Annotated in this window: 16 protein-coding genes; 12 read left to right on the top strand and 4 right to left on the bottom strand. The window is 62.3% G+C overall.

The window, feature by feature from the left end; translation table 11 throughout:
- Positions 1-222: 222 nt before the first annotated feature.
- The 3 genes from FY112_RS08540 to FY112_RS08550 are packed head-to-tail and all read left to right on the top strand — an operon-like array spanning position 223 to position 3,016.
- Positions 223-1,125, top strand: coding sequence for a sugar ABC transporter permease (locus tag FY112_RS08540; protein ID WP_003552007.1), 903 nt, complete (start codon positions 223-225; stop codon positions 1,123-1,125).
- Complete coding sequence (locus FY112_RS08545) at positions 1,122-1,949, top strand: carbohydrate ABC transporter permease (protein WP_017957468.1); 828 nt, start codon at positions 1,122-1,124, stop codon at positions 1,947-1,949. Before FY112_RS08540 ends, FY112_RS08545 begins: the two co-directional genes overlap by 4 nt.
- Complete coding sequence (locus tag FY112_RS08550; protein WP_094088994.1) at positions 1,946-3,016, top strand: ABC transporter ATP-binding protein; 1,071 nt, start codon at positions 1,946-1,948, stop codon at positions 3,014-3,016. Before FY112_RS08545 ends, FY112_RS08550 begins: the two co-directional genes overlap by 4 nt.
- Positions 3,017-3,018: 2 nt before the next feature.
- On the opposite strand, the gene FY112_RS08555 is transcribed toward FY112_RS08550, so the two are convergent.
- The 4 genes from FY112_RS08555 to FY112_RS08570 form a co-directional block, all read right to left on the bottom strand.
- On the bottom strand, positions 3,019-3,519 hold the full coding sequence (locus tag FY112_RS08555) for a nuclear transport factor 2 family protein (RefSeq protein WP_131643618.1): 501 nt from the start codon (positions 3,517-3,519) through the stop codon (positions 3,019-3,021).
- A 45-nt stretch (positions 3,520-3,564) separates the two neighbouring features.
- Positions 3,565-4,089, bottom strand: a complete 525-nt coding sequence (locus tag FY112_RS08560; RefSeq protein ID WP_131643619.1) for a nuclear transport factor 2 family protein — start codon at positions 4,087-4,089, stop codon at positions 3,565-3,567.
- Between the two features lie 20 nt (positions 4,090-4,109).
- A complete protein-coding gene (locus FY112_RS08565; RefSeq protein ID WP_026158325.1) occupies positions 4,110-5,072 on the bottom strand; it encodes an alpha/beta hydrolase in 963 nt (320 codons plus the stop codon).
- 128 nt (positions 5,073-5,200) lie between these two features.
- On the bottom strand, positions 5,201-5,986 hold the full coding sequence (locus tag FY112_RS08570) for an AraC family transcriptional regulator (protein WP_231284153.1): 786 nt from the start codon (positions 5,984-5,986) through the stop codon (positions 5,201-5,203).
- Positions 5,987-6,275: 289 nt separating this feature from the next.
- On the opposite strand from FY112_RS08570, the gene pehA reads away from it, so the two are divergent.
- From pehA to FY112_RS08620, 9 genes are all read left to right on the top strand, one after another.
- The gene (gene pehA, locus FY112_RS08575) at positions 6,276-7,820 is read left to right on the top strand and encodes a phosphoric/sulfuric ester hydrolase PehA (RefSeq protein ID WP_131629833.1); all 1,545 of its coding nucleotides are present in this window, start codon (positions 6,276-6,278) and stop codon (positions 7,818-7,820) included.
- Positions 7,821-7,854: 34 nt separating this feature from the next.
- Positions 7,855-9,489, top strand: a complete 1,635-nt coding sequence (locus FY112_RS08580; RefSeq protein WP_131629832.1) for an ABC transporter substrate-binding protein — start codon at positions 7,855-7,857, stop codon at positions 9,487-9,489.
- A 190-nt stretch (positions 9,490-9,679) separates the two neighbouring features.
- Complete coding sequence (locus tag FY112_RS08590; RefSeq protein ID WP_131719465.1) at positions 9,680-10,687, top strand: ABC transporter ATP-binding protein; 1,008 nt, start codon at positions 9,680-9,682, stop codon at positions 10,685-10,687.
- Positions 10,678-11,679, top strand: a complete 1,002-nt coding sequence (locus FY112_RS08595; RefSeq protein WP_131719466.1) for an ABC transporter ATP-binding protein — start codon at positions 10,678-10,680, stop codon at positions 11,677-11,679. Before FY112_RS08590 ends, FY112_RS08595 begins: the two co-directional genes overlap by 10 nt.
- Before the next feature lie 3 nt (positions 11,680-11,682).
- Complete coding sequence (locus FY112_RS08600; RefSeq protein WP_017957478.1) at positions 11,683-12,612, top strand: ABC transporter permease; 930 nt, start codon at positions 11,683-11,685, stop codon at positions 12,610-12,612.
- 11 nt (positions 12,613-12,623) lie between these two features.
- Positions 12,624-13,493, top strand: coding sequence for an ABC transporter permease (locus FY112_RS08605; RefSeq protein WP_017957479.1), 870 nt, complete (start codon positions 12,624-12,626; stop codon positions 13,491-13,493).
- 133 nt (positions 13,494-13,626) lie between these two features.
- Positions 13,627-14,649: a LacI family DNA-binding transcriptional regulator gene (locus tag FY112_RS08610; RefSeq protein ID WP_017957480.1), complete on the top strand. Its 1,023-nt coding sequence runs from the start codon at positions 13,627-13,629 to the stop codon at positions 14,647-14,649.
- 38 nt (positions 14,650-14,687) lie between these two features.
- On the top strand, positions 14,688-15,641 hold the full coding sequence (locus FY112_RS08615; RefSeq protein ID WP_017957481.1) for a substrate-binding domain-containing protein: 954 nt from the start codon (positions 14,688-14,690) through the stop codon (positions 15,639-15,641).
- A partial coding sequence (locus tag FY112_RS08620) for an ATP-binding cassette domain-containing protein (protein WP_151518175.1) occupies positions 15,638-16,157 on the top strand: 520 nt, incomplete at its 3' end. The genes FY112_RS08615 and FY112_RS08620, both read left to right, overlap by 4 nt.

Below are 16,157 nucleotides of genomic sequence, written 5' to 3' on the forward strand. Positions count from 1 at the left end.
GCAGATGAGGGTGTGAGGAGCGACAGCGATGAATGTTCTGAACGCAAGTGAAGAACAGCAGACGCCGAGTTCGCTGCCCCTCATCCGGCTGCCGCCACCTTCTCCCCGCTGGGGAGAAGGGGATCCACCGATGGCTCAACAGCCATCCAACCATTTCCTCCCGGCAGGGGCCGTCTTCCGCATCATGCGCCAGGCGGCCCCGTTCGGAGTATCGGAGGACCCATGAAGAGGATCCTGATGAGCGTCAGGGACGGCCGCGGTTTCGATATCGTGCTGGTCGCTTTCCCGCTCGGTTTTCTGTTCCTGATGGCGGGGCTGCCGCTGATCTACAATGTCGTGATGAGCTTCCAAGAGGTCGACATGTTCAGCCTCGGGACCTTCTCGCGTCCCTTCGTCGGCTTCAAGAATTACACCGACCTCTTCGCGCAGCCGGAAACGCTGCCGATCCTCTACAACACCGTCATCTTCGTCGTTGGCTCCATCGCCGGCCAGTTCCTGATCGGCTTCGGCCTGGCGCTGTTCTTCTGGGTCAATTTTCCCGGCGCCTCATGGATGCGCGGCCTGTTTCTGGTCTCCTGGGTGATGCCCGGCCTTGTCGTCGGCGCCATCTGGAACTGGATTCTCTCCGGCGATTTCGGCGTGTTGAATTTCATTCTGAAGGAAAGCGGCATCATCTCCGGCAACATCTTCTGGCGCTCGGACCCGCATTATTCGCTCTATGCCGTCATCATCGCCAATGTCTGGCTCGGCACCTCGTTCAACATGATCCTGCTTTCCGTCGGTCTTGCAGGCATTCCGGCCGACCTCTACGAAGCGGCCGAACTCGACGGCGCCAATGTCTGGCAGCGCTTCTGGACGATCACGCTGCCGATGATGCGCTCGACCATCGGCGCCATCATCGCGCTCGGCCTGATCTTCACGCTGCAGCAGTTCGATCTTTTCGCCGCCATCACCTCAGGCGGGCCGAACAACTCGTCGAACGTCACGCAATATTGGGCCTGGGATCTCTCCTTCCGCCAATACGATTTCGCCAAGGGCGCAACGATCTCCGTCATCATGATCGTCTTCGTCATGTTCGCATCCGTCGTCTATGTCCGGTCCACACGCCACGAGGTGCGCGGATGAATACGACGAACCGCGACCGGCTGATGCTCGCAATATCGATCGTCATGGCGGCGATCTATCTCTTCCCGCTCTACTGGATGTACATCACCGCGCTGAAAAGCGGCTCGGAGATGTTCGCGACGCCGCCGAGCTTCTGGCCGGCAGCACCCCAATGGGGCACCTATACCTATGTCTGGGAAAGCCGCGACATGGGCCGCTACCTCTGGAACTCACTGGTCATCGCTCTGGGTTCCATGGCGCTGATCACCGTGCTCGGCGTCGGCTGCGCCTATGTGCTCGCCAGATACCGCAACGTCTGGGTGGATATCGGCCTGTTCCTGATCCTGATGCTGCAGGTCCTACCGGCCTCGCTGATGATCACGCCGATCTTCGTCGGCTTCTCGCAGATCGGCCTGCTTTCCACTCCGCGCCTTGCCGTCATCATTGCGGTCGCGGCAAAGAGCATGCCCTTTTTCGTCATCCTGGTGCGCGCCACCTTCATGAGCGTTCCCCAGGAACTGGAGGAGGCAGCACTCGTCGACGGCAATTCGCGCGTCGGCGCCTTTTTCAATATCGTGCTGCCGCTCGCTCGCAACGGTATCCTGGTCAGCGCCATCCTGATCTTCATGCAGGCCTTCGGCGAATTCGTCTATTCAAAGTCGATGATCCAGGCGGCCGAGCTTCAGCCGGCAAGCGTCGGCCTCAATTCCTTCATGGGGCCGAACACCAACGAGTGGAACAACATCATGGCCTACGCCACGATGTATGTGACGCCGATCCTTGCCATCTTCGTTCTCTTGCAGCGCCGCATCGTATCCGGCCTCACCTCTGGAGCCCTCAAATGACCACACAGATCGAGCTCAGAGGCGTCAACAAATATTACGGCGCCTTCCACGCCCTGAAGAATATCGACCTCTCGATCGCCAAGGGCACTTTCGTTGCGCTCGTCGGCCCGTCCGGCTGCGGCAAGTCCACGCTGCTGCGCTCGCTTGCCGGCCTCGAAAGCATTTCGTCGGGCGATCTCAGGATCGCCGGCGAGCTGATGAACGGCGTGCCGCCGCGCAAGCGCGACGTCGCCATGGTGTTCCAGTCCTATGCGCTCTATCCACATATGACGGTCGAGGAGAACCTGACCTACAGCCTGCGCATCCGCGGCATCGCCAAGGCCGAGGCCAAGAAGGCCGCCGAGGACGTGGCGGCGACGACAGGTCTTTCGCATCTCCTGAAGCGCTATCCGCGCGAGCTTTCCGGCGGCCAGCGCCAGCGCGTCGCCATGAGCCGCGCCATCATCCGCCACCCCAAGGCCTTTCTGTTCGACGAGCCGCTGTCCAACCTCGATGCGGCGCTGCGCGTCCACATGCGCAAGGAAATCCGGTCGCTGCACGACCGGCTGCACGCAACCTTCGTCTACGTCACGCACGACCAGGTCGAAGCGATGACGATGGCCGACCATGTGGTGGTGATGCGCGACGGCATCATCGAACAGCAGGGCGCGCCGCTTGATCTCTACGACCGGCCGGCGAACCGGTTCGTCGCCGGTTTCATTGGTTCGCCGGCCATGAATTTCATTCCCGCGATTGCCGCGGAAGGCGGCAAGAGCCTCATCCTGGATTTCGGCGCAGTGAAGCAGACGCTTGCAATCACCCGCGCCATCGAGCCCGGACGTAAGCTCGTCGCGGGCATCCGGCCGGAGCATATCGGCGTCGTCGAGCCCGGGCATGGCAGCTTCGATGTACCGATCGCCTTCGTCGAATCGACCGGCTCGTCAACCTTCATCGTCGCGGCGACGGAGCCGGAGCTGACGATCGTCGAGACGCGGCGCGACAGGGTCAAAGCGGGAGACATGATCGGACTTTCGATCGATCCGGGCCAGATCCATCTCTTCGACGCGTCGACGAATCACCTGGTATAAGCTCATTCGAGCAGCCGGTCGGGCAGGGGTTTCAGCGGGTAGGCCTGCCAGAAGAAGGTGTCGGCGGCCGCCTGATCATAGGAGAAGTTGCGCGCCTCTTTGATCTTGCCGTTCTCGATGCGGAAGGCGAGCACCCAGATGGTGTCGACATTGGCCAGGCCGTCTCGTCCCGACCAGCCGCGATGCATGTCGATCACCCAGTACTCGTCGGCCGTCAACGCGATCAGCTCGGCGCCGAAACCGGCCTTGCCCAGCTGCTGGAAGAATGCCGCCACTTCTTCCTTGCCGCGTTTGACGCCGGCCAGCGGATGATGGCCGGGAATGTGCCATTCGATATCGTCGGCGAAGAACGCGGCGACACGGCTCATGTCGCCGCTGCCGTAGGCGGCGTAGTAGTCGGTGATGACCTTGCGGTTTTCTTCCGGGCTTGCGGCTATGACGGTTCCTCCGGAAAAGAGTGCGACTGAAACGAAGAGTGCTCGAACGAGCGATGGTCTGCGCATGCGGATCTCCTTGAAGGTATATTGGAATGAGAGTGGCAGGCCGGATCAGCCCGGCTGCCCGGCGCGTTCCGCGGCCCTGTTGACCAGAGCCCGGTCGCCGGTCTCGTGGGCGGGCGTCATCACCAGCCGGGAGACTTTCCAGGTGCCGTCGATCTTGGTGAGGTCATATCGATAATGTCCCATCAGTACCCAGCTCTCCGCGCCGATCCGATGGACTGCCTGGAAATCGGCCTCGGCCACCGCTGTCGGGCCGGCACTTTCGATGATGGCGTGGTTGCTGACGAGATGCAGCGTGCGATCGAAGCCCGGCAGAAAGGCAGACCATTGCCGGATGACGGCTTCGGCCGGCTGGGTGGTCGGCTCGCCGCCCCAGAGGCCGGTATAATCCAGCGTCACCGTGTCGGCGAAGGCGCCGCGCACGCGGTCCCACTCGTGGCGGTCGGCGCCAGCGGCAATGTCGGTAATGGTATCGATGATGGCCGCGCGGTCGTCGGCACCGATCGATTCGGCACTGGCGGTGAATGACGCCAGCAAGACGCCGGCGGCAGCTGTGAGCATGAGGGTTTTCATGGTCATCTCCTTGTCAGGTATCAGGAGCCTTTGTTGATCCGTTCGAAATGCGCAGCCGCGGCATCGGTCGCCCGCGTGACATCCTCGGGATTGTCGTAGAAATCGAATTGGGTAACACCGTCGAGCCAGATCTCGGAGGCGTCGCCGCGCAGGCGCGCGAAAAAGGCACGTGCGCCTTGGGGGATGGCCGCTGCTTCCGAGTGGACGATCAGTGTCGGCTTGTCAAGCCGGTCACCGGTCGCAACCGAATCATAGGTCAGCCACGGCTCCCAGGAGGCGAGATTGAACTTGTTGTCATATTGCGGGATGAGGCCGCGAGTGGGTTCGGTATAGTAGGGAATCTGGTACATCAGCGCCGTGCTGTCGTCGGTGCTTGCGGCGACGATCACCCGGGGCTGGCCGCTACGCTCGGCTTCCTCAGCCTCGCGGGATGAGGTGATCAACCTGGAGACGCCGTCCGCACCGCCATAGACCTGCTCGACGATCGCTTTGTCATGCAGCCACGGCGCCACCAGCGATATGGCGGTGAAATCGGGATTGCCCGAGGCCGCCGCCGCCATATAGCCGGCGGAGGCGCAGATGCCGAGGCCGGCGATCTTGCCGGCGTCGATTTCCGGCAGCGTCGTCATGTAGTCGGCCGCCGCTACGATATCGTCGGTCTTGGCCGCCGGATCCTCCTTGAAGCGGATATTGCCGCCGGACTGGCCCCAGCCGCGGAAATCGAAGGCGAGGGCGACGAAGCCGCGCTCGGCCATCTCTTCTGCGTAAAGGCCGGACATCTGCTCCTTGATCGAGGTCCAGGCGCCGGTCACCAGAACGCCGGGGCGTTTTTCGCCGGCCTTGTAGTCGGCCGGGAGATAGAGCATGCCGGCAAGCGTCACTCCATCATTCTGGAAGGAGACGGAACGCGTCTCGATGCCGGCCGCAAAGGCCGTCGAATGCAGCAAGGCCACGCCAATTGCAGAAAGGGTAGATAGTCTCATCGAAGGTCTCCTCGCCGTCATCGCCGGTTTCATTCAGATACGAGGAGGAGTTTCGCAGCATCGGCGCGCAGGCGCCGGAGCGATTCTTGGCATTTGCTATGTGTTTATTGGCATTCTGGGTCGGAGCGCTATCGTCTGCGAAACGCTGCCGGCGTGAGCCCTGTACTGCGCCTGAAATGCCGACCGAAGCGGGACACGTCGTCATAACCCACGCGGATGGCGACGGCGGCAACCGGAACGCCCGTGGTCCTGAGCAGCACCTTGGCCCGTTCCATTCGCTCCCGGATGACATATTGTAGCGGCGACGTGCCGAGCGCAGCGGTGAAGATGCGCACGAAATGGAACCGGCTCATTGCCGCTTCGGAAGCCATGTCGTCAAGGGAAAGATCCTCGGCGAGATTGTCGTGGATATATGCCAGTGCACGGCGCAGCCGCCGGTCCTCGACCCCAATGGATGACAGCGGGGCAGGCGAGAGCAGCTGGGCCAGATGGGCTGCAACCGCAAGGTTCATCGTATCGCGATAGAGGGATTGCGGCACATCCCGCAGAGAGGCGGCGTGGCGGACGAACTGAACCAGCAGCGGATCGAGGCTACCGACGACGGGATTGAAGTCGGCTTTCTCGAAACCGACATCGTCGAGCAAGGCATCCGACAGATCCACTCTCAGAAACGAGAGCGCATCGTCATATTCGCAGGTGCCTGATGAACCGGCTGGCAGAATCCAGCCGTCACCGGCACGCAGCGGCACGACCCGCTTGCGATCGGAGCCGACCGCGATCCGATGCCGATCCTGATCAACCAGGAATAGGCCGACGGCCAGCCGGGAAATCGCGAACGCGCCACCGCCCGCCGGCAGATCCAGCCTGCCCGCCGTCAACCAGTCTTTCCCCGAGCCTGCTCGCGATCCGCTCATGGAGATGATCTAATTTCTCGCGCCGAAAATTCAATCAGGCAGCGTCGGCTGTTTCGGCGCGGGAAAGCAACTTTCATGGGCCGCAAGATGGAGAAAACCGATAGCGGGGCGCCGGAGGAATTGCCTCATACGCGTTGAACGGCTTTTGTGTCGCAAATATTACAGTTTTGCGGCGTTCCGGAATAAAAGCGAAGAAACCCACGATCCGTTCAATGTCATAGAACTTTGAAAAAGTGGTCATCGCGCTGAAATAATCGCGGTTCAAACAGCCCCGCACAAGTGGGGCTCCATGCGAAAGAAAAACGTTCTACTCATCGTCGTTGACCAATGGCGAGCCGATTTCGTTCCGCACGTTCTGCGTGACGACGGGAAAAACGATTTCCTGAAGACGCCTAATCTCGACCGGCTCTGCCGCGAGGGCGTGACCTTCAGGAACCATGTGACGACCTGCGTTCCCTGCGGTCCGGCCCGCGCGAGCCTGCTTACCGGCCTCTATCTGATGAACCATCGCGCCGTGCAGAACACGGTGCCGCTCGACCAGCGCCACCTCAACCTCGGCAAGGCGTTGCGCGGCGTCGGCTACGATCCGGCGCTGATCGGCTATACGACGACGGTGCCGGATCCGCGCACCACTTCGTCGAACGATCCGCGCTTCACGGTGCTCGGCGACATGATGGACGGTTTCCATTCGGTCGGCGCCTTCGAGCCCAATATGGAGGGTTATTTCGGCTGGGTGGCACAGAACGGCTTTGAGCTGCCGGAGCATCGTCCTGATATCTGGCTGCCCGAGGGCGAGGACGCCGTTGCCGGCGCCACCGACCGTCCGTCACGCATCCCTAAGGAATTTTCGGACTCGACCTTCTTCACCGAGCGGGCGCTGACCTATCTCAAGGGTCGCGACGGCAAGCCCTTCTTCCTGCATCTCGGTTATTACCGGCCGCATCCGCCCTTCGTCGCCTCCGCTCCCTATCACGCCATGTACCGGCCGGAAGACATGCCGGCGCCGATCCGCGCGGCCAGCCCGGATATCGAGGCTGCACAACATCCGCTGATGAAATTCTATGTCGACAGCATCCGCCGCGGCTCCTTCTTCCAAGGCGCCGAAGGGTCGGGCGCAACGCTCGACGAAGCGGAACTGCGCCAGATGCGCGCGACCTATTGCGGCCTGATCACCGAGGTCGACGATTGCCTTGGTCGAGTCTTCGACTATCTCGACGACACCGGACAGTGGGACGATACGCTGATCATCTTCACCAGCGACCACGGCGAGCAGCTCGGCGATCATCACCTGCTCGGCAAGATCGGCTACAACGATCCGAGCTTCCGCATTCCGCTCGTCATCAAGGACGCCGGCGAAAATGCCCGCGCCGGCGCGATCGAAAGCGGCTTCACCGAGAGCATCGACGTCATGCCGACCATTCTCGACTGGCTCGGCGGCAAGATCCCACACGCCTGTGACGGCCTGTCGCTGCTGCCTTTCCTGAGCGAGGGCCGGCCGCAGGATTGGCGCACTGAGCTGCACTACGAATACGACTTCCGCGACGTCTATTATTCCGAGCCGCAAAGTTTTCTCGGCCTCGGCATGAATGATTGCAGCCTCTGCGTCATCCAGGACGAGCGATACAAATACGCTCATTTCGCAGCGCTGCCGCCGCTGTTCTTCGATCTGCAGCACGATCCGAACGAATTCACCAATCTCGCCGACGATCCGGCCTATGCCGCGCTCGTGCGGAACTATGCGCAGAAGGCGCTCTCCTGGCGCCTGAAACATGCCGACAGAACCCTGACCCATTATCGCTCCGGTCCCGAAGGCCTGATCGAACGCAGCCATTGATCCGACTTACCAGAGAACCCAAGGAGATATTCCCATGGTCACCTTCACCCGTCGCGGTGCTCTCGGCCTTGCCACCGGCGTCGCCAGCTCGCTGATCCTGCCGCGCTTTTCCATCGCCCAGGCCGACAACCGTCCTTCGATCACCATCGCCGTCCAGAAGATCTCGAACTCGAACACGCTGGATACGTTGCGCGAACAGTCGAATGTCGGCCAGCGCATCTTCAATTCGTCGCTGTGGGAAAGCCTGATCGGCCTCGACTGGCTCGGCAACCTCTCGGCCGTTCCGTCACTCGCCACCGAATGGCGCCGTATCGACGACAAGACAGTCGAGCTGAAACTGCGCCAGGGCGTCAAATTCCACAATGGCGATGAGATGACTGCCGAAGACGTCGCCTTCTCCTTCAGCAAGGAACGCATGTTCGGCGATACGCAGCCGAGCACCGGCAAGACGATCTTCGTCACCGAAAAGAACCCGCTCGGCCGCGAAAGCAAGGAACTGCCGGTCGAAATTCCGGCCGTCGCCCGCCGTATCTGGCCAGCCCTGCTCGGCATCGAAATCGTCGACAAATATACCGTCCGCTTCGTCAACGGTTCGCCTGACGTGACGATGGAAGGCCGCATCTCCGTTGCCGCCAGCGCCATCGCCAATCGCCGCGGCTGGGATGAGGCCAGGAGCTATCTCGACTGGGCCCGCGCACCGATCACGACCGGTCCCTACCGCGTCGCCGAGTTCAAGCCGGACACCTACCTGATCTACGAAGCGCATGACGAATATTGGGGCGGCCGTCCTCCGGTGAAGCAGATCCGCTTCGTCGAAGTTCCGGAAGTCGCCTCGCGCGTCAATGGCCTGCTGTCCGGCGAATATCACCTCGCCAGCGACATCCCGCCGGACCAGATCGAAGGCATCGAAAAGAACGCTGCCTTCGAAGTCCAGGGCGGCATCATCACCAACCACCGGCTGACCGTGTTCGATAAGACCCATGCTCAGCTCGGTAACCCGCTGGTGCGCCGCGCCTTCACGCATGCCATCGACCGACAGGCGATCGTCGACTCGCTCTGGGCGGGCCGCACCCGCGTTCCGGCCGGCCTGCAGTGGGATTTCTATGGCGACATGCTGGTCAAGGATTGGACCGTGCCGGAATACAATCCTGATCTCGCCCGCCAGCTCCTCAAGGAAGCCAACTACAAGGGCGACCCGATCCCGTATCGCCTGCTGAACAACTACTATACCAACCAGACCCCGACGGCGCAGATCCTCGTCGAAATGTGGGCGCAGGTCGGCCTCAACGTGCAGATCGAGATGAAGGAAAACTGGCAGCAGATCCTCGAAAAGACGCCGACGCGCGCCGTCCGCGACTGGTCGAACTCCGCAAGCTTCCCCGATCCGGTTTCCTCGATCGTCGCCCAGCACGGTCCGAACGGCCAGCAGCAGCAGGTCGGCGAGTGGACCAACGCCGAAATGAACACGTTGTCGACCTTCCTCGAGACCAGCACCGATCGCGCCAAGCGTCACGACGCTTTCGCCCGCATGCTGCAGATCTGCGAGCGCGAAGACCCCGCCTATACCGTTCTCCACCAGAACGCCGTGTTCACCGCCAAGTCGAAGTCGATCAATTGGAAGGCCGCATCGGCCTTCGCCATGGACTTCCGCCAGGGCAACTGGTCCTGATCAAGACCTGACGACATCAGCGAGCCGGGGGAAACTCCGGCTCGCTGCCATTTGGTGCACCGGCTATCCGGAAACCAGGCAAGCCCGGCAGGCACGAGCATGATGCCGAAAAGTGTGAGCGGTTTTCGGACAACATCATGCTCTCGTTCGGATCTGGCGGCCGGCGGGGTTGCAAGAAGGAGAGGCTGAAATGCCATTGGTCGAAATTTCCAATTTGAAGGTCGCTTTCAGCGGTGTCGAAGTCCTGCACGGCGTCGATCTGGCGATCGAGAAGGGCGAGGCGGTGGGTCTCGTCGGCGAATCCGGCTGCGGCAAGTCGGTCACCTGGCTGGCGGCACTCGGGCTTCTGCCTGGAAAGGCTTCCGTCTCAGGCAGCGTGCGTCTCGGCAGCGATCAGCTGATCGGCGCGTCGCGCACGAAGCTCGAAAGCATTCGCGGCGGCCGCATCGCCATGATCTTCCAGGATCCGTCGAGCTCGCTCAACCCGGTCATCCGCGCCGGGCGCCAGATCGCCGAAGCCGTTGAACTGCACCGCGGCCTGACCGGCAGGGCCGCCCGCAACGAGGCCGTCCGCCTGATGGAAATGGTCGGCATTCCCGACGCCGTGCGTCGTTTTTACAATTTTCCGCATGAATTTTCCGGTGGCCAGAACCAGCGGCTGATGATCGCCATGGCGCTCGCCGGCAATCCTGATCTGCTGATCGCCGATGAGCCGACGACGGCGCTGGACGCGACGATCCAGGCGCAGATCCTCGATCTCCTGATTTCGATCCGCGAGGAAACCGGCATGGCGATCGTCTTCATCAGTCATGATCTCGGCGCGGTGTCGCAGATCTGCGAACGAGTCTGCGTCATGTATGCCGGCAACATCGTCGAGAAATGCCCGACGGAATCGTTGTTCCGGTCGCCGCGCCATCCCTATACGCGCGGACTATTCGATGCCATTCCGCGTATCGATGCCGGCCGCGACCGGCTGGTACCGATCCCCGGCACCGTGCCGCAGCCCGGCCGGATGCCTGGCGGCTGCGCCTTTGCGCCGCGTTGCGGCCATGCCTCGGAACTCTGTCATAACAAGGTGCCGCCGCTCGTCGCACTTGACGACGACCGTGCAACCGCCTGCTTCCATCCGCTCGGCGACGGCGCGACCGCATCGAAGCCGAACCTCATGCAGGTCCAGCAGGGAGTGGCATGGGCATGAGCGAACACCAGCTGATCGAAGCGAACGACCTCGTCAAGACCTATACGATGCACCGCGGCGTCTTCGGAAAGCCGAGCCATGTCCGGGCGGTCGACGGCGTTTCGCTGTCGGTCGCGCCGAAGACGACGCTCGGCATCGTTGGTGAATCCGGCTCAGGAAAATCGACGATGGGCCGGCTGCTGCTCGGGCTCGAAGCTCCGACCGAAGGCAGCGTCCGCTTCGACGGGGAGACGATGCCGGCACTCAGAACGCCGCGCTGGCGTAGCCTGAGGGCGCGCATGCAACTCGTCTTCCAGGATCCGCTGGCAGCCCTTGACCGGCGGATCTCGATCGGCGCTCAGATCGGCGAACCGCTTGCCATCCATGCCGTCGGAAGCGAGGAGGGGCGGCGCGAACGTGTCGATGAACTGCTCGTCGCCGTCGGTCTTCGGCGCGATCAGGCGGAGCGTTATCCGCACGAGCTTTCGGGCGGCCAGCGCCAGCGCGTCGTCATTGCACGCGCCATCGCCACCAATCCGGAGCTTCTGGTCTGCGACGAGCCGGTCTCGGCTCTCGACGTCTCGATCCAGGCGCAGGTGATCAACCTGTTGCGCGACCTGCAGGAAAAGCGCGGCATCGCCATGGCCTTCATCAGCCATGATCTGAAGGTCGTGCGCAACATCGCCGATCGCGTCGCGGTGATGTATCTCGGCCGGATCGTCGAGGAAGCAGCCTCGGAGGATATTTTCCGCAGCCCGTTGCATCCCTATACGCAGGCACTGGTCTCCAGCGTTCCTGTCCCCGGCACGGCGCTGCGCGACCGTATCATCCTGCAGGGAGAACCGCCGAATCCCGCTGCCCGGCCTGCCGGCTGCGCCTTTCATCCCCGCTGCGGCCATGCGATCGAGCGCTGCCGCGTCGAGACGCCCGAACTCGTCACCATCGAGGCGGGCCGAAAGGCTGCTTGCCACCTCGTCACGCCCGCATCCGTCTCAACGCTCATGGAGAGCTGAGCCATGATCCGTTTCTTCCTGATAAGGGCGTTCCGCGCGCTGATGACCATCGTGCTGGTGGTGACTTTCGCCTTCGTCGTCCTGCGCCTTTCCGGCGACCCGGCCCTGACGATCATGGGTCCGGAAGCGCCGCCGGAAGCGATCCGCGCCTTCCGTGCCGCCTGGGGTCTCGATCAGCCGATCTGGGTGCAGTATCTGCGCTATTTCGGCGCGATCGCCCGCGGTGATCTCGGCATCTCGATGCGCGACGGCCAATCGGCAATCCAGCTCGTGCTCGACCGCATTCCGGCAACGCTGGAGCTGACGATCCCGGCCCTCATCCTTAAGCTGGTGATCGGTATTCCGGCCGGCGTCTACGCCGCCCTCCACCGCGACAGCTCGACCGACCGCGCCGTCATGGCGAGCGCGGTGGTCGGCTTCACCATGCCGAGCTTCGTGCTCGGCCTCGTGCTGGTGCTGATCTTCTCCGTCACGCTCGGCCTGCTGCCGTCGGGCGGCCAGGACAGCTGGATGCATGCCATTTTGCCGATCATCACCATGAGCATCGGCGGTGCCGGCATTCTTGCCCGCTTTGCCCGAAGCGCGATGATCGAGGTGCTTGGCCAGCCCTATATCCGTACGGCCAGTGCCAAGGGCACTGCCTGGCGAAACGTCGTCTGGGGTCATGCGCTGCCGAATGCGGCGATCCCGATCGTGACGATCGCCGGCTTCATGGTCGGCACGCTGATCGCCGGCGCCGTCGTGGTGGAATCGCTGTTCTCCTGGCCAGGCGTCGGCCGGCTTCTCGTCGTCGCCGTCTCCAACCGCGATCTCGCCGTCGTCCAGTGCATCCTGCTGTTGGTGGCTGCGACCATGGTGTTTTCGAATTTCGTCGTCGACATCCTTTACGGCTATCTCGACCCGCGTCTGCGCAGCAACCAGGCAAGGCATTAAGGAGCAGAACCATGACAAATATCTCTGCTCAACCGGTGACCGTCATCCACGAAGTGCGCGAGAAGAAGAAGCGCGGTGTGCCGGTTTTCGTGATGATCGGCTTCGCCTGGATCGCCGTCGTGATCCTGATCGCGCTCGGGGCCGACTGGATCCGGCCCTACAATATCACCGCCTTCGACCTGAAGAACCGCCTGTCACTGCCCGGCAATGCCGCGCATTGGCTTGGAACCGACGAACTCGGCCGCGATGTTCTCTCCCGCCTCATCGTGTCGATCCGCATCTCGCTGCTGATCGCCTTCGGCGCAACGCTGATCTCGGCCTTCGTCGGCACGACGCTCGGTTTTCTCGCCGCTTATTTCCGTGGCGTCGTCGAGCAGCTCGTCGTCATGCTTGCCGATTTCCAGGCGGCCATGCCGTTCCTCATCATGGCACTTGCCGTGCTCGCCTTCTTCGGCAGTTCTCTGCCGCTGCTCATCTGCCTGATGGGCTTTTACGGCTGGGAACGCTATGCGCGCATCGCCCGCGGCCTTGCCATCGCCGCCAGTGGCCAGGGTTATGCCGCCGCCGTCACGCAGCTCGGCGCCAAGCCGGCCCATGTCTATCTCAAGCATATCCTGCCGAACATCGCCTCGACGCTGATCGTCTCGATGACGCTGACTTTCCCTGAGATCATCCTGATGGAAAGCAGCCTTTCCTTCCTCGGCCTCGGCGTACAGCCGCCGATGACCAGCCTCGGCAATATGGTGGGTTACGGGCGCGAATATCTGACCCGCGCGCCCTGGATCATGCTGGCGCCTTCCTTCGTCATCATGCTGACGACGCTGTCGATCAGCATCACCGGCGACTGGTTGCGCGACAAGCTCGACCCGACGATCGGCTGACCGCCTGCCGGTCGAGCTTCGATCGGCAGGCAAGAAAAACAGATCCTGTGCGTTCATCGCTGTTGACAACGGCGAGCAATCGATATTGTCTTGTAAAGCGCTTTACTAAACCGCTTTACAATAAGTCCGGTCAATGGCCAAGGGAACGACACCAAGCTTGAAGGATGTTGCGGCGGCTGCCGGCGTGTCGGTCACCACCGTGTCGCGTTTCGTCAACGGAAGTCTCGATCTTCCCTTTCAGACCAAGAAGCGCATCGAGGATGCGATCAAGACACTGAACTACCGGCCGAACCCGCATGCGCGGCGGTTAAGCAGGGGGCGCTCGGATACGATCGGCCTCGTCGTGCCCGATATCGCCAATCCCTTCTTCGCGACCCTCGTCGCCGCCGTGGAGCAGGCGGCCGATGAAAAGAAGCTCGCGGTCTCCTTGCACGCCACGCTCAACCGGCCGGGACGCGAGATCGAATATCTGCAGCTGATCGAGCGCAATCACGTCGACGGCCTGATCTTCGTCACCAACCACCCCGACGACGGCGCGCTTGCCGCGCTGATCAACGGCAGCGGCAAGGTCATCATCGTCGACGAGGACATTCCCGATTCGAAGGCGCCGAAGTTGTTCTGCGACAATGAGCAGGGCGGTTATCTCGCCGGCCAGCATTTAGCCGAACAAGGCCATCGCCATGTCCTCTTCATCGGCGGAGACGAGCGCATGATCAGCGCCCGCAGGCGCTATGACGGCCTGTTGAAGGCGCTCAGGGAGCGGCATGGTAGCGAGGCCCGGGCCGATCGTTATGCCGGCGAATATACGATCGAATACGGCCGTGCGGCGGCACTCGAATATCTCTCGGGAGAGCGAAAGGCGACGGCGATCTTCGCCAGCTCCGACGAGATCGCCATCGGGCTGGTCGAGGTCTTCGGCAGCCGCGGCGTCTCGATCCCCGGCGACATTTCGGTCGTCGGCTTCGACGATGTCGGCCCGCTCCATCTTTTTGCGCCGCCGCTGACGGCCATCCGCCAGCCGGTGCGTGAGATCGGCCGGCGGTCGCTGGAGCTGCTTCTGGAAACCAATTGGCACGAGTGGAAACCATCCGCTTCGGAAGAACTCGTGCCTGTCGAAATCGTGGTGCGGAACTCCGTTGCGCCGCCTGCGAAATAACAATCAGCAACGTCAAAAAACCAAAAGAGGATGAGAACATGACACGGAATTTGACAAGACGAACGATGATCGCAGCCGCCGGCTTCACGGCATTGACCTTCATCGGCCTGTGCGGCGCTCAGGCGCAGGAAAAGAAGACTGTCGCACTGGTGCAGATCAACCAGCAGGCACTTTTCTTCAACCAGATGAATGAGGGCGCCCAGAAGGCGGCCGATGCCGCTGGCGTCAAGCTGGTGATCTTCAACGCCAACAACGAGACGACGGCGCAGAACAGCGCCATCGAAACCTATGTCCAGGAAAAGGTCTCCGGCCTTGCTGTCGTGGCGATCGACGTCAACGGCATCATGCCGGCCGTCAAGCAGGCGGCCGATGCCGGCATTCCCGTCGTCGCCATTGATGCCATCCTGCCTGATGGCCCGCAGAAGGCGCAGATCGGCGTGGACAATGCCGCAGCCGGCGCCGACATGGGAAAATACTTCGTCGACTACGTCAAGGCGAACATGGGCGGCAAGGCCAAGCTCGGCGTTGTCGGCGCGCTGAACTCGTTCATCCAGAACATCCGCCAGGAGGGCTTCGAGAAGACCCTGAAAGGCGTCGACGGCATTGAAATGGCCGGCGTCGTCGACGGGCAGAACATCCAGGACAACGCCCTTGCGGCGGCTGAAAACCTGATCACCGCCAATCCTGACCTGACGGCGATCTACGCCACTGGCGAGCCGGCCCTGATGGGGGCGATCGCCGCCGTCCAGAGCCAGGGCAAGCAGGATAAGATCAAGGTGTTCGGCTGGGATCTGACCGCCGAAGCCATTGCCGGCATCGATGCCGGCTTCGTCGTTGCCGTCGTCCAGCAGGATCCCGCCGCAATGGGCGGTGCCGCCGTCGACGCACTCGTCAAGGCCTCGGCCGGCGAAGCCGTCACCAAGACGATCTCGGTGCCGATCACAATCGTGACCAAGGAGAATGTCGAACCGTATCGGGCTGTCTTCAAATGATCGAAAGCGGACAGCGTGACATCGCTGCCGCCGGCTCTGGAGGGCTCGCACCCTCCGGAGCCGGAACATCCGGCGGCACCCGATCCGACCCGCGCATCTCGCTGCGCGGTATCCGCAAGTCCTTCGGCTCGCATCAGGCCCTGCGCGGCATCGATCTCGACATCTTCCCCGGCGAATGCCTGGGCCTGGTCGGCGACAACGCCGCAGGCAAATCGACGCTGACGAAGATCATCTCGGGAACCTACATTCCCGATGCCGGCACGATTACCATGGAAGGCGAAGAGGTTCGCTTTTCCGGCCCCGCGGATGCGCGTGGGCGGAACATCGAAATGGTGTTTCAGGATCTCAGCCTCTGCGATCATATCGATGTCGTCGGCAATCTCTTCCTCGGCCGCGAACTCAGCCGCGGGCCGTTTCTCGACACCAGGACGATGCTGGCGGAAGCCCGCAAGATGCTGGATTCGCTTGAGATCCGCATACCGAGACTGACCAGCAAGGTCGCCCAGCTCTCCGGCG

It is taken from the genome of Rhizobium sp. PEPV16, from assembly GCF_008919455.1.
Taxonomy (GTDB): domain Bacteria; phylum Pseudomonadota; class Alphaproteobacteria; order Rhizobiales; family Rhizobiaceae; genus Rhizobium; species Rhizobium leguminosarum_Q.